Genomic DNA, 13,923 nt, shown 5'->3' on the forward strand with positions numbered 1-13,923 from the left:
CCGGTGAGCGCTACAGCTCGCGCACCCAGATGTTGCGGTAGCTGACCTTGGAGTCATGTTCCTGCAGATACAGCGGCGCGCACCCATGCGGTGCGTACGAAGGCGCACCGATGTATTCGGTCCTGCCCGCCAGCACGGTGTCGTCCTGTACCAGCACGCCGTTGTGCAGCACGGTGATCCGTGCGGGCGACGTCAGGCCGCCGCCCGGCGAGAAGCGCGGGGCCTTCCAGATGATGTCGTAGACCTGCCACTGGCCCGGTGCGCGCGAGGCGTTCACCCGTGGCATGGCCTGCTTGTAGATGGAACCCGCCTGGCCATTGGCATAGGTCGGGTTGTGGTAACTGTCGAGCACCTGCAGTTCATACAGTTCCTGCAGGAAGATCCCGCTGTTGCCCCGGTTCTGGCCGTCGAAGCCCTTCGTTTCGGTGGGCGTGCGCCACTCGACATGCAGCTGGACATCGCAGAAGCGTTGCCGGGTGCGGATGCCCTTGCTGCCCGGAACGACAGTCATGGCGCCATCGGCCACCTCCCAGGGCACGCTGCCACCCTGCTCCGCCTCCCACGCGGAGACATCCTTGCCATCGAACAGCACGATCGCATCGGACGGTGCCTTGCCAGGTGGCGTTGCCACGGTCGCGGGCACAGGACTCCACACTTCGGTCTTCTTCGGGTCACGCACAGCGTCGGCATTGTCCTGTGCGAACGCAGATGCAGCGGCCAGCAGGCCGGCGGTGATCAACGCAGGGCGGATCATCAGGTTGGTGTCCATCAGCTGGTCCCCCAGGCAGGTGTGCCGGGGACATAGGCGAGGTCACCGTCGTAGCGCCCCGGCACGGCGACATACTGCAGCACCCCGGTCGCACCGACCTTGGAGGTGAAGAAGCCGAAGATGGCCAGCTGCTTGATCATCGTGAAGTAATGCGGCATGGCTTCGCCCTCTTCGGGCGTTCCGGTCTCGGTCACGTCTGCATTGCGCGCCTTGGCTTCGGCATCCAGTGTACGCAGCAACCCGGTGCGCGCCTCCGGCGTGAGCGACACGAAGCGGCCACCGGCGCGCTTGTCGATGTCCGCCAGCCCGGCGCGGAACACCGCCTGCTGCCTGGCGGTGTAGCAGTCGCTGACGAACGTCGCCATGAACGCACCGGCGCCCGCGTCCTTCGCCCCGGGTGTCCGGGTCCGCGGCAGGATGGTTTCGGCAATCTCGTCCAGCGTGCCGATTTCGGCATCGGAGAACGCGGCCATCATCCCGGCCGCTGGTGCTTTGCCATGCACCAGCGCTGGCAGGCCAACCATCGCCGCACCGGTGGCGGCGACGATCATCTTCAGCAGTTCGCGGCGATCCATCACAGGTTCCCCGCTTTCAGTTCGCGTACCGCGTGGTCGGCCGCGCGCGCGGTCAGCGCCATGTAGGTCAGCGACGGATTCACGCAGGCGCTGGAGGTCATGCAGGCACCGTCGGTGACGTACACATTGGGCGCATCCCACACCTGGTTGTGCGCGTTCAACACCGAGCTCTTCCGGTCACGTCCCATACGCGCAGTCCCCATCTCATGGATGCCCTTGCCCGGGGCATAGTCGTTGTCGTGCATCTTCACGTCCTTGACCCCGGCCGCCTCCAGCATCTCGGCGGCGTCAGCGGCCATGTCCTTGCGCATCGCCAGTTCGTTGGCGCGCATGGACACATCCATCGCCAGCACCGGCAGCCCCCACTTGTCCTTACGGTCGCGGTCCAGGTGGATCGTGTTGTCGTGGTGCGGCAGCATCTCACCGAACCCGGTCATGCCGATGCGCCAGTCACCCGGCACGGTCAGCGCCTCCTTCAGGTCGGCACCGATGTTCAGCTCGGCGATCTCGCGCGACCAGCCGGTGCGGCTGGCACCGCCCTGGTAGCCGAATCCGCGCAGGTAGCCACGCTTGTCGGCGGCGACATTGCGGAACCGCGGAATGTAGAAGCCGCACGGACGGCGGCCGAAGTAGTACTTGTCTTCGTAGCCCTCGACCCGGCCCGAGGCGCCCGCACCGAAATGATGGTCCATCACGTTGTGCCCCAGCTCGCCCGACGAAGAGCCCAGCCCGCCTTCCCACACATCGGTGGCCGAGTTCATCAGCAGCCAGGTCGAGTTGAAGGACGATGCGTTGAGGAAGATGACCTTGGCCGTGTACTGATAGGTCTGCCCGGTCTCGGCGTCGATCACCTCCACGCCACGCGCACGCTTGCGATCCTTGTCGTAGAGCACTTCCTTGACGATCGAGAACGGCCGCAGGGTCAGGTTGCCGGTCTTCATCGCCGCCGGCAGCGTCGCCGACTGGGTGGAGAAGTAGGCACCAAAGGGACAGCCCAGAATGCACTTGTTTCGATACTGGCAGTTCACGCGCCCCTGCTCGGGCATCGGCTGGGTGATGTTGGCAGTGCGCGAGTGGATCATGTGCCGCGTGCCACCAAAGGCCTTCTTGATCCGTGCGGCCACGTCCTTCTCGACGATGTTCAACGGAACCGGCGGCAGGAACTCACCATCCGGCAGCACGTCCAGTCCCTCGCGCGTGCCGGCGATGCCGGCGAACTTTTCCACATGGTCATACCACGGCGCGATGTCGGCGTAGCGTATCGGCCAGTCGGTGGCGATGCCGTCCTTGAGGTTGGCTTCGAAGTCCAGGTCGGAAAACCGATAGCTCTGCCGGCCCCACATCAGCGAGCGCCCACCGACGTGGTAGCCACGGAACCAGTCGAAACGCTTGGTTTCGATGTAGGGTGAGTCCTGCTCGTTGGCCCACATTCCTTCCAGGTTCTCGGCGAGGCCGTAGTCGCGCATCAGCACCGGAAAAGCGGCCTTCATCGCCTGCGTTGGCCGATTGCGGTGCGGGAAGTCCCACGCTTCCTTCATCGCATTGACGTAGTCCTTGACGTGCTCGATGTTGCGTCCTCGTTCCAGCATCAGGACCTTCAGGCCCTTCTCGGTCAGCTCTTTTGCCGCCCAACCGCCACTGATTCCCGAGCCAACAACGATGGCGTCGTAGTGATTATCTGCCATGGGTCTCTCACCTGGGTGGATATCGTTTCAGACGTCGCAGAGGCGGATCGCCTCGCGCAATGAGGCAACGGGATCGGGCGCGGCAGGCATGAACTCCTGCGCCAGATACCCCTTGAAACCGGTGTCGCGGATCGCGCGACAGATGGCCGGATAGTTCAGCTCCTGCCGGTCTCCGATCTCGTTCCGGCCGGGCACGCCTGCGGTGTGGTAGTGCTTGAAACAGGCATGGTGTTTTCCGATGGTGGCGATGATGTCGCCCTCCATGATCTGCATGTGGTAGATGTCGTAGAGCAGGCCGAAATTGTCCGAGCCGAGCCGCTGGCACAGCTCCACGCCCCATGCGGAGTGGTCGCACAGGTAGTCGCGATGGTCGACCCTGGAGTTCAGCAGTTCCATCACCAGCACGACGCCGCGCTTCTCGGCATGCCCGAGGACGCGCTTGAGGCCGGCCTCGGCATTGGCCATGCCGTCGTGGGGGTCCATGCCATTGCGGTTGCCGGAGAAGCAGATGAGATTGCGATAGCCGGCATCGGCGACCAGGTCGATGTGCCGCGTGTAGCGCTCCACCAGCGGGTCGTGGAACTCACGGCCGGCAAAGCCCTTGGTCAGGCCCAGCTCCGCACCGTTGCACATCGAGCTGTAGACGCCGTGGGCTTTCAGCGTGGGCCAGTCATCCGGGCCGGCCAGGTCGATGGCGGCGAAGCCGATGTCCTTCACCGTCGTGCAGAGCTGGGCGACCGACAGCTGCGGGAAGGTCCAGCGGGCGACGGAATGCTTCAGGTTGCCCTTGAGCGCTGCGGTGGCGGCGAATGCAGGCAACGCTCCCGCAGTACCCAGGGCTACGCCTCCAGCAACCGCCATGCGCAACGCATCACGCCGCGTGAGCCCCGTGGCCGGAGCCGGTCTGATCGAATGGACGGACATCCACCTGCCGGCCTCCCAACCGGTATCAAACGCAACGATTCACTGCAATGCAATCGATTGCACCATAGGGGAGGAAATTGTCTGTTTGCAAGTCGCGGTGCACGAAAACTGATGCTGCGAAGCACAACTCCGCAGGAATCGCGGACAAAGAAAAGCCCCGCATGAGCGGGGCTTTCTTTTCTGCTGCAGGCGAGCGTCCGATCAGAACAGTTGTGACTACCAAACGTGTAAACAAATCCTCGCTGGTCAAGCAAGGTAGGCGTTCTGTTCGATTGAGCCTGTTCTAACGTAAACATCTGCACTCGTCAGGTGCACCCGTCAGTCAAGAGCATCGACACGGCCCGGCAGGCGCGCGCCAGGGATGTCCCCGCCTTCAAGCCATTCCTTTACTTCATCCAGGCCCAAGAACTTCGCCATCCTCATCATCCAAACCAAGGCAACGCCTGCCTTGGGCGAATCAAAAACAAAGTTCTCGCGCAAAAGCTTGAGAAATTCATCGAAGATAACGCTGCCAGCCACGCACGGCTGGGAGAGCAACCTCATCAAGGCGCAGAGCTCGTGACGTCGAGCGAAAGTAATCGATCAAACCAAGGCTTCGCGATTAGCAAACGCGTCAGCTATTCGTCTTCGTCACCTGCAGCCTCAACGCTATCGTTGATGAACTGAAGGGCCCTGCGATGTTCTTCGAGGACTGTGTCATGGGCGGGCATACCAAGACAAGCAATCTTGGAGAAGGCATGAATGACCTCCTTAGCTTCCTCATATCGTTTCAGCCGAAGCAGGCTGTCCACGAGTCCAGACGCGACCAACACATCGCGAGGACGAAGCTTCTCAAGCGCACGAAGCGCCCAGAGGGACAACTCCGCGTCATCGCTCCGAAAACCAATCCCAACAAGAAACAACCACGCGACCTCACAAGCGGGATCGCGCTTTACAAGATCCAAAAGGTGGTGACGCGCGGCATTGTCGTCACCCGCCTCAAGCATACTGGTAATTTTATCAATATCCATCAAGGTCGCTCTGCTTCATTAACTTCTGGCACCGATAGGGAACGCACCCAAGCATACAGCGTGCCAAGTTCCCACCCCAGAGACCCGGCTGGTTGAAATCATCTTTAGCGCGAGTGCAGGTAGTCTTACAGCCCTGGATATAGCTTTGGCGGTCAGCAACGAAGTCGTCGTCATCTCCGTCGGCACACGCAGATTTGATCAATGCAACAGCCATCTGCGACGCTGGACTATTCGGATTCAGAATACCTTGGCCCAACTCCCAGCATCTCCCCTGCCTTAAGGGCATTCCGAAGGCTATCGCTGTTGATCATTGGGCCAAAGTCCCAGTTGCCGTTCGGATTGCGGAGGTCGCCTCCATTGTACGCCCCAACAGCACCCGGGGCGCCCGTGACCACGGGGGGCGGGGGCAGCAAAGGAATTGCCTGCATCCCATCGGGATCAACTGATGCGAGCGGGTTGCCCTTCACGTAAGAACCGAGGCAGAAGCCGACAACGCTTGAAAGGCAGATCCGCCATCCGGGACGTGCCCATCGCACAGCAACTCATTGACGCTGACTTCCTGGACTTCGTGGAAGACATTCGACAATGCGGCCATCCTCGGCTTTTCCTCACCTCTCGGCGGGTGTCAACCGCAAAACGGGCGACTCAAACGCTCGCTACAGCCAAGCGGCACTCAACCAGTTCAGCACCTACATGAAGCGTCTGGGCTTCAGAAAGGGTGTTGGGTTTCATGCATTCCGCCACACCATCGCCACGGAACTTCATCACCAGGACATCCCGGAAGAGGTCATCGCACTGATCACCGGGCACTCGCCCAACAAGCGTGTCGCCGTCTTGCACGAGGCCTACTTCCACAAAAAACCAGCGTTGGCTCAAAATAAGAAGGTTCGCACCATCAAGCGTTACCAGCCTAGCGTTGAACTGCCTAAGTATGAGCGAGGTCAGTTCGCAGCACAGCTTTCCGACCCCAGCAAGTTCTACCCATAATGGCCACCCGGCCACCGCGCGTGTGGCAATCAAGCTCGTTCAACACTAGGCTAACGGCTGTCCATTTTGAGGAAATCTCTAATGCCTATCGATTTGACGGGATTGTCGGTCAAAGAGCTGCGCTCTTTGATCAGCACCGCAGAGAAGCAGCAGACCAAGATCCTGACACGCCCGAAGGCTGCTGCCATGCGTGCCAAGATCAACAAATACGTCAAGGATCATGGCTACACAATCGAGGAACTCTACGGAGTTCCTGATGCGGCGGCGCCCAGCAAGTCCAAGAAGACAAACGTCCGGAAAAGCCCTTCGGCCCGCAAACTGGGCAAGGTGGCTCCGAAGTATCGCAACCCGGCCAATCCTGAAGAGACTTGGACTGGGCGCGGTAGGCAGCCCAAGTGGATGGCCCTGCTGGTTGCTAAGGGAGCATTGCCTCAAGATTTCCTGATTAGTTAATCCTGCGACTAATCAAGGCGGCCGGCTTCTGCCTAGCATGCAGCCGGCCGACCGGCCGGCCGGCCGGCCGATGAATGATGCAGGACTGAATGTCAGGGTGAGCCCGAGCTCTTGCCTGCAGCCTCAAGTCTATCGTTGATGAACTGAAGTGCTCTGCGATGTTCTTGCAGCACGGTATCGTGAGCAGGAATTCCAGGAACGGCTGCATCCGAAAAGGCGCGAATGACCTCCTTCGCCTCGCCATAGCGCTCCAGCTGAATCAAACAGTCCACCAACCCAGAAACAACGAACGCGTCACGCGGTCGGGTTTTTTCAAGCTGGCGCAACGCTTGCAGCGATAGATTCGCGTCATTTGTTCGAAAACCGAGGCCGACCAACAATAGCCAAGCGCGCTCGGAAGAGGGATCACGCTCAACGATCTCCAACAGTTGTTTACGAGCACCATCCAGGTCGCCCGACTCCAGCAGCAACTTGGCACTCCTAATATCCATTGACATCGCTCTCCTTGATCAAGTCTTGACAGCGGTGCGGGACGCAGCCGGTCATGCAACGAACGAAGCTTCCCCCCCAAACACTAGGCTGTCTGAAGTCACCGCCTGCGCGCGTGCATGTCACTTTGCAGGCTTGAATGTGCTCTTGGCAGTCTGCCTCAAGATCATCCTCCCCATCCGCACATGCCGACCGAATCAACGCAACCGCCATCTTGGACGCGGAACTCTGCGGATTCAGGATGCCATTCGGCCCAAGGAGACCGTTTGTCCCAACCCCCAGCATCTCACCCGCCTTAAGGGCATTCCTAAGGCTATCGCTGTTGATCTTTGGACCAAAATCCCAATTGCCGTTCGGATTGCTGAGGTCGCCCCCATTGTACGCCCCAACGGCACCGGGGGCGCCCGTGACCACGGGGGGCGGGGGTAGTAAAGGAATTGCCTGCATCCCATCGGGGTCAATTGATGCGAGCGGGTTGCCCTTCACGTAGCCGTAGGTGCTGATCCCCCCCTGCAATCCGAGCGGGTCTGACGTCACGAAGCGGCCACTGGCGGGATCGTAGTCACGCTGAACGTTGTAGTGAAGACCGCTCTCAGCGTCGTATCGCTGCCCAGGGAGGCGCATCGCGAACTCAAACAGCGTGCCGTCCTGGTCCGGATCCTCGTTTGGTGCCGTCGCACCGAACGCTTCCCCCTTCAGATCCCAACTCCAAACTGCGACGTCACGGGCTGGGTCAACGACAACGCGAGGGGTGCCCAGATGATCCGGCTGAACGTAGTAGAGGGCGCTGCCCTTCAACAATCCGACGGGCAGGTTGTCCGACCAGATCACCTGCTGAAGTGCAATACCCGGTCGCCGAAAGCCACCGACGCGGCCCTGGAGGCGTCTTGATTGCTCAAGCTGAAGCGCCTCCTATTGACAATCAGATGACTGGACCTCAACCAGGGGAGGGAATGCCCCTCTCCTGACATCTTCAATCACCGCTCCCAGTTCGGCCGTCACCCAACGACGGCTGCTCCGCACGCATTCGCTCTTCAATCAAACTCAGTGCGTCCTCGTGTTCTTCCAAGACTGCATCGTGGAAGGGAGCGCCTCTTTTAGCCACCTTACGGAAGGAGAGGATTACCTCGCGGGCCTCCTGGTAGCGCTCGATACTCATAAGTGCATCGACCAACCCAGACGCCACATAGGCATCGTGAGGGCGGGTCTTTTCGAGTGCCCGAAACGCGCGAAGGGACAATTCTGCGTCATTCGCGCGCATGCCGATGGCTGCGAGAAGTAGCCAAGCCCCTTCCGTTTCATGGCCTTGGTCAACGAAATCAATCAGCCAAGCGCGCGCTCTAGGAACGTCTCCCGCTTCAAGCCAGCTTTTTACTTCATCGAATTCCATTGAGGTCATCTTCAGTTATTTTGTCTTGGCAACGCCAAGATACGCATCCAGTAAGGCAACGGGCCCTGCTTCCACCCCATACTCCCTTAAGGTCGGGATCCCTGCGAGCGCGACTGCAGATTGACACGCAGTGCTCAATCTCCTTCCTGCAGTCCTCATCCTTGTCTCTGTCCGAGCAGGCTTGCTTCAGCACTGCCAATGACATCTGCGACGTAGCGCTATTGGGATTGAGCAAACCGTTGGGACCGATCCCCATCATTTCTTGGAGCATCAAAACATTCTTGAGGGAGTCCAAGTTGATTTTCGGACCAAAATCCCAATTGCCGTTCGGATTGCTGAGGTCTGTCTCATTGTACGCCCCAACGGCACCCGGGGCGCCCGTGACCACGGGGGGCGGGGGCAGCAAAGGAATTGCCAGCATCCCATCCGGGTCAACCGAGGTGAGAGGGTTGCCCTTCACGTAGCCATAGGTGCTGATTCCCCCCTGCAATCCGAGCGGGTCTGACGTCACGAAGCGGCCACTGGCGGGATCGTAGTCACGCTGAACGTTGTAGTGAAGGCCGCTTTCAGCGTCGTATCGCTGCCCAGGGAAGCGCATCGCGAACTCAAACAGCGTGCCGTCCTGGTCCGGATCCTCGTTTGGTGCCGTCGCACCGAACGCTTCCCCCTTCAGATCCCAACTCCAAACTGCGACGTCACGGGCTGGATCAACGACAACGCGAGGGGTGCCCAGATGATCCGGCTGAACGTAGTAGAGCGCGCTACCCTTCAGCAATCCGACAGGCAGGTTGTCCAACCAGATCACCTGCTGACGCGCAATACCCGCCTGGTCGTATTCCCCCAGCCATTGCCCGCGCTCATCGTAGAGACTCAGCGCTGAGGCACCTCCGGCCTTACGTGCTATCTGCTGGCCAAGATCGTTGTAATGGTATTCCGCAGCAACCGCGCCGTTTCGCTTCACCGCACTCAGGCGCCCCATTGCGTTGTAAGCAAACTCGCGTTCTACGCCTTGGATCGAAAGCGTGTTGCCAGCCGCATCGTAGGCACGCGACACGCCCCCGGCGCTTTGCAGGCGATGACTGTCTGACGGATAGACGTAGGCTTGATCAACTCCATTGACCTTCGCGGACGTGCGATTGCCCGTGGCGTCGTAGGCGTAGCTGTCGATGATCGAGCCAGTCGCCGCATCCTTGAAGGCAGTCAGTCGGCTCAATGCGTCATAGGTCATCGATACGGACGTTGCCCCAGTCCCTCCGGAGGTGAGGCCGGTCAACTCGCCCACGGCACTGAACGAGAAGGCTGCATTCAGTGCTCCCGAGCCACTGCCGATCAACGCTGACGGACGGTAATCCTGGTCAACGTCTCGCGCCAGCGTACGCCCGTTGCCGTAGGCCCAGCCTGCAGTGGGGCCGAAGGGATGGCGCTTTGCACTGGAAAGCAACACGACACGAGCAGCACCCGGTCGCGTCACGCCGATCTCGGTGACCATGCCGGCTGCATCTCGCTTGTAGTCCGCCACCATTCCGTCAGGATAGGTGACAGAACGAAGTCGGCCAGCATTGGTATAGGCATAGCTGACGCCTACGCTCTGCCCCGATGACGTCTGCACCTTGCGCGTCACATTTCCGGCGCGATCGTAGCAATACTGGGTTTTAGCGCCGTCATCCTGCATGGATGAGAGCCGGCCGCTTGCAAACGACTCACCGGCTGAGCAGATGTCCTCGACTTGGTCATACACGTATGACGCAACAATCGCTTGGTCCCCATAAACCTTGCGCACCACGCGTCCCAGGGCATCGTATGTGTAGCTGCTAGCCGTGCCATTGGCGTCAACCTGCTTCGCCGGCTGCCCTGCACTGTTGTAACTGGCAGTGGTTGCGCCCGTGTCAGGACTCTGGCGGCTCAACAAGTCGCCCAGCCCTGAATAGCCGTAAATGGTCGCCAGGCCTTTGGGATCGACCACCTTGGTGGTCCGGCCTTCGACGTCATACTCGTATCGCGTCTCGACCGCCATTCCGGAAACGTCCTGAAGCACCCTGCTGGGCCTTCCATAGGGATCGTAGTCAAACTGCGTCTTGCGCTTCAGGGCATCGGTGATGAGCTGGACGTTGTTCGCCAGATCATACGTAAAGTCGGTTGAATTCCCCGCTGCCGTCTTCTGGGACACCAGTTGCCCCAGCTTGTTGTAAACGCGAGAGAGCGAACGCTTCAGTCCACCACCTGCGTCGAACACCTCCTCTTTCGTGCGATTGCCTGCCACATCGAGGGTGTAGCGAATGTTGTTCCCGGCCCCGTCATTGATCTGGACGAGACGGTGCGCATCATCGTAAGCGTAGCTGAGGGATACTCCATCGGGGTCAGCAACCGATGCGACATTACCTGTTGCGTCATAGGACAGGGAGGTCACTCGATCGTTGGTGGACGCAGCTCCGTCCATGCTGTTCCGCTCGGTTATCGAGGTAAGCTTGCCTCGAGTGGAATAGCCAAAATCATGGATCGTGCCGGTCACGTCTCGAAGGCGGCTGACACGTCCATTTCGGTCGTAGGCCAGCCGTGTCGTCACTTGACCGAGAGCATTGGTCTCGGACTGAAGGTCACCAGCGCGGTGGCAGGAGCCCCCGAGAACGCCGCAACCCGACTCATCCGCGGCCAGGTAGTAGCTGTACCTGGTAACGTCCTGAACATCGGTCCGAGGCCCGTCTTCTGCAAGGACAAGACCGATTTGCGGGCATTGGGTGGCATCCACCGCCGAGCAGTAGGCGGTGGTCCATTGACGAACCCCAGCGGGTGCATTGGTTGCAGCTCCGCACGCATACCCGACCGCAGCCGAATTAGCAGGATCCACCTCGCACCGCGCGACCTCCAGGCCCAACGCGTTGTACTTCCATGAACTGCTGGAAACGGCCACGCCCGCAGAGTTCTTTACCACCCGACTCAGGGGCAAACGCAGTGCGTTATCCCACGTGGTCGTCGTGGTGCGCTGCTGGGGGGTGTCGGCGGCGTCAACCTGTTCGGCCAGCAACCCGTCTGCCGTGTAAGTGGTCCTTGTAGTGATTCCCTTGAAGTCCGTGACCGACGCCGGGTAGCCGTTCACGTCATAGGTCATGGCCTTGTAGGGTTGGTTGCATTGGTCACCGCAGGCGGCCGAACCGCCCGCGGGCATCAGACGCCCCTTTCCTGTATCCACGAAGCCTAACTTGGAAGTGGCTCCGAGTGGCCCCTTGACGGTTACTGGCAGCGTTCCCTTCCAGGTGGAAGCGGCGTAGTCCAAGGTTGTGGTATCAACTCCGCCAGCGAACTCTGCGTGATAGGCGCGATGGTTGTAGTCGAATTTAATGGTCTCGTGACGAACGCCTTTCTCATCCACAATCCCTGTGAGGAAGGACGTCCCTGCGACAGTGGGGCTGTTGGCTGTTTCGTTGTAGATGTAACCCTTGCTTGTGGCGTCCGGATAGGTCACCGAGGCAAGCTGTCCTGCGGGGTTGTAGCCAAACGTTTGCGATGCACCGTCTGGCAACATCATCGTGGTCAATCGCGATGAGGCATCATACTTGAAGCTCAACGTGCGCCCGCTGGCGTCGCCAACGGTCAACAGGAGTCCAGCGACTGGCGCCACATCTGCCGGCGTGGTTGCGTCCGAATACTGCAAATACAGAAGCTTCCTGCCTGCAGAGTCATAGACCTCCTTCAGCAAGCCTGTTGCATCGTAGATTTCGGTTTGGCGGTTCGCCGCCAACTGCAATGCATAGCCGGTGCCCGCCTCTCGATCAACGAGCACGTCTGCCACATCGGCGTCGACGGTCCAGCCGCTTGAGGTTCGAGTGAACCGCTCTGAACTGCCATCCGGCCGAATAGCACGGATGAACGTGTATTCTCCGGCGGCTCCAGTATTGGAAGCTAGCACCTCAAGTCGCCGATCAAACAGGTGGCGCCACTGACGCCCCAAGGAAGAACCCGGGGCACGGGGAGAACTGTTGTAGAACCGCCGGAACATCAGGCCTGACGGAGACTCGAAGTCCGTTTCCTGCCGATAGAAGTTGCCAGTGGAGGTATTGATCGGATCACCCTCAAACGGGCTTCCTGGATCACGGGCATTGGCCTTTGAAGCACTGTCAGCAGCACCTCGAGCCCCAGTTCCATCGGTAGCGGAGCCAAGCCCAGCCGAGCAACGCTTCTGGCACCCGCCGAAATTTTTCTGGGGCTGCCCAATCAATATCTCGGAAGCAAAAACATTGTCACTTGCACTCCCGTTGACGTAGATCGTCGCCGCCCAGCCATCGTTGCCGTATCGCACGGTAACAACGGGCGGCTTGGTGCACTTGGGGTCCTGTTGGCAAGGCGCTTGGATCTTCCCGACCAGGAAGTTGACCGCAGCACCGACGCTCTCAAACGAGCCAACCCCACGGAACGACTGGACCTTGTAGGGAGGGCCGTAGTAGGTGGCTGCACTTGCAGTCGATGCACCGCCTAAAGCTAGGCAGAAGGAGAGAATCGCGGCAGCCTTGTGGCTGCGCAGGGGCATTGCAAATGCCATTGGTACACACTCCATGTGAAAGAAAACTGGCAATTCCGGCCAAAGGATTCCATCCGACATCCGTCCTTAATGCGCGGAACGAACATCTTCTCCCCCAACCTTGCTGGGGATCGGCAAATCCTAGAGCAAGCTAATGACAGATTTTGTGCGACAAGACAAGCTTTGGAGAAGCACACCGCAATTGAGCATAGGCCCGCGGTAACCGTGTCCACACGGTGTGCAACAGCCCGGCGCCAGCTCGTTAGGCTTACTCCTGTCCTTCGCACGCCGTATCAAGACCCGCCGAAGCCATGCACCACCGATGGGCTCGCGCAGACGGCTTTCCCGTGCCGCTCTCCATTCTGATTCGCTATGGTGTGTCGCCAGTCATCCATCAACACCCTGCCGCAAGTAGAAGGTTAGATCACGGCCGGATTCTGCCGAACGAAAAAAAGGCCCCCATCCGCAACGATGAGGGCCTCTATCAACACTAAAACCGTCAAGTGGGAATCAGAACGGAATATCGTCGTCAGCGAAGTCGTCCATCGGCGGCGCCTGCTGCGGCTGCGGACGCTGGTTGCCACCCTGGTTGCCGTAGCCGCCGCCCTGGTTGCCGCCCTGGTTGCCATAGCCACCGCCCTGGCCACCACGCTGGCCGCCGCCACCGCCGCCGTACTCCTGGCGCGGTGCCTGCTGGCGCTGCGGACGATCGCCGCCGTAGTTGCCGCCACCACCGCCGCCGCCTTCACCGCGGCCGCCCAGCATCTGCATTTCATCGGCGATGATATCGGTGGAGTACTTCTCCACGCCGTCCTGGCCGGTGTACTTGTCGTAACGCAGGCTGCCTTCGACGTAGACCGAGCTGCCCTTGCGCAGGTACTCGCCGGCGATCTCGCCGAGCTTGCCGAAGAACACCACGCGGTGCCATTCGGTGCGCTCCTGCTGGTTGCCATCCTTGTCCTTGCGGACGCTGGTGGTGGCCAGGCTGATGCGGGTGATCGCCATGCCGCCCTGGGTGTACTTCACGTCCGGGTCGTTGCCAAGATTGCCGACCAGGATGACTTTGTTGATGCCGCGCGCCATAGGTACCTTCGTCCGTTGTCCAGGGGCAGACCGCCAGTGATAGCA

General features: G+C 60.2%; 12 protein-coding genes and 1 pseudogene. 2 read left to right on the top strand and 11 right to left on the bottom strand.

The window, feature by feature from the left end; translation table 11 throughout:
* Positions 1-10: 10 nt before the first annotated feature.
* The 6 genes from AC5P7X_RS07780 to AC5P7X_RS07805 all read right to left on the bottom strand — a co-directional run bounded on the left by AC5P7X_RS07780 (position 11) and on the right by AC5P7X_RS07805 (position 4,963).
* Positions 11-769, bottom strand: a complete 759-nt coding sequence (locus AC5P7X_RS07780) for a 3-keto-disaccharide hydrolase (RefSeq protein WP_053497599.1) — start codon at positions 767-769, stop codon at positions 11-13.
* Positions 769-1,344 carry a gluconate 2-dehydrogenase subunit 3 family protein gene (locus AC5P7X_RS07785; RefSeq protein ID WP_005415638.1) on the bottom strand — a complete coding sequence of 192 codons (576 nt, stop codon included), beginning with the start codon at positions 1,342-1,344 and terminating at the stop codon, positions 769-771. Before AC5P7X_RS07785 ends, AC5P7X_RS07780 begins: the two co-directional genes overlap by 1 nt.
* Complete coding sequence (locus AC5P7X_RS07790; protein ID WP_206627239.1) at positions 1,344-3,029, bottom strand: GMC oxidoreductase; 1,686 nt, start codon at positions 3,027-3,029, stop codon at positions 1,344-1,346. Before AC5P7X_RS07790 ends, AC5P7X_RS07785 begins: the two co-directional genes overlap by 1 nt.
* Before the next feature lie 27 nt (positions 3,030-3,056).
* Positions 3,057-3,953 (bottom strand): hydroxypyruvate isomerase family protein, encoded by an 897-nt coding sequence (locus tag AC5P7X_RS07795; protein WP_346607588.1) that lies wholly within the window; start codon positions 3,951-3,953, stop codon positions 3,057-3,059.
* A 318-nt stretch (positions 3,954-4,271) separates the two neighbouring features.
* Positions 4,272-4,496, bottom strand: a complete 225-nt coding sequence (locus tag AC5P7X_RS07800) for a hypothetical protein (RefSeq protein ID WP_171957768.1) — start codon at positions 4,494-4,496, stop codon at positions 4,272-4,274.
* A gap of 74 nt (positions 4,497-4,570) precedes the next feature.
* Positions 4,571-4,963, bottom strand: a complete 393-nt coding sequence (locus tag AC5P7X_RS07805; RefSeq protein ID WP_329841463.1) for a tetratricopeptide repeat protein — start codon at positions 4,961-4,963, stop codon at positions 4,571-4,573.
* Positions 4,964-5,432: 469 nt separating this feature from the next.
* Between AC5P7X_RS07805 and AC5P7X_RS07810 the strand changes: the two are divergent.
* Together AC5P7X_RS07810 and AC5P7X_RS07815 are read left to right on the top strand one after the other, a co-directional pair.
* A pseudogene (locus AC5P7X_RS07810) lies at positions 5,433-5,950 on the top strand (tyrosine-type recombinase/integrase); the annotation flags it as partial.
* Positions 5,951-6,031: 81 nt separating this feature from the next.
* On the top strand, positions 6,032-6,403 hold the full coding sequence (locus tag AC5P7X_RS07815; protein ID WP_171957771.1) for an H-NS histone family protein: 372 nt from the start codon (positions 6,032-6,034) through the stop codon (positions 6,401-6,403).
* A 92-nt stretch (positions 6,404-6,495) separates the two neighbouring features.
* On the opposite strand, the gene AC5P7X_RS07820 is transcribed toward AC5P7X_RS07815, so the two are convergent.
* The 5 genes from AC5P7X_RS07820 to AC5P7X_RS07840 form a co-directional block, all read right to left on the bottom strand.
* Entirely contained in the window at positions 6,496-6,873 is a 378-nt protein-coding gene (locus AC5P7X_RS07820) for a tetratricopeptide repeat protein (RefSeq protein ID WP_171957772.1), read from the bottom strand.
* A 10-nt stretch (positions 6,874-6,883) separates the two neighbouring features.
* Positions 6,884-7,723 (bottom strand): RHS repeat domain-containing protein, encoded by an 840-nt coding sequence (locus AC5P7X_RS07825; RefSeq protein ID WP_425520225.1) that lies wholly within the window; start codon positions 7,721-7,723, stop codon positions 6,884-6,886.
* 142 nt (positions 7,724-7,865) lie between these two features.
* Positions 7,866-8,282, bottom strand: coding sequence for a tetratricopeptide repeat protein (locus AC5P7X_RS07830; RefSeq protein WP_049416238.1), 417 nt, complete (start codon positions 8,280-8,282; stop codon positions 7,866-7,868).
* Positions 8,269-12,804, bottom strand: a complete 4,536-nt coding sequence (locus AC5P7X_RS07835) for an RHS repeat-associated core domain-containing protein (protein ID WP_495214704.1) — start codon at positions 12,802-12,804, stop codon at positions 8,269-8,271. The genes AC5P7X_RS07830 and AC5P7X_RS07835 overlap by 14 nt, the downstream gene beginning before the upstream one ends.
* A gap of 501 nt (positions 12,805-13,305) precedes the next feature.
* Complete coding sequence (locus AC5P7X_RS07840; protein WP_043034165.1) at positions 13,306-13,878, bottom strand: single-stranded DNA-binding protein; 573 nt, start codon at positions 13,876-13,878, stop codon at positions 13,306-13,308.
* Between the last annotated feature and the right edge of the window lie 45 nt (positions 13,879-13,923).

Source organism: Stenotrophomonas sp. YJH_SMC_53, assembly GCF_059369995.1.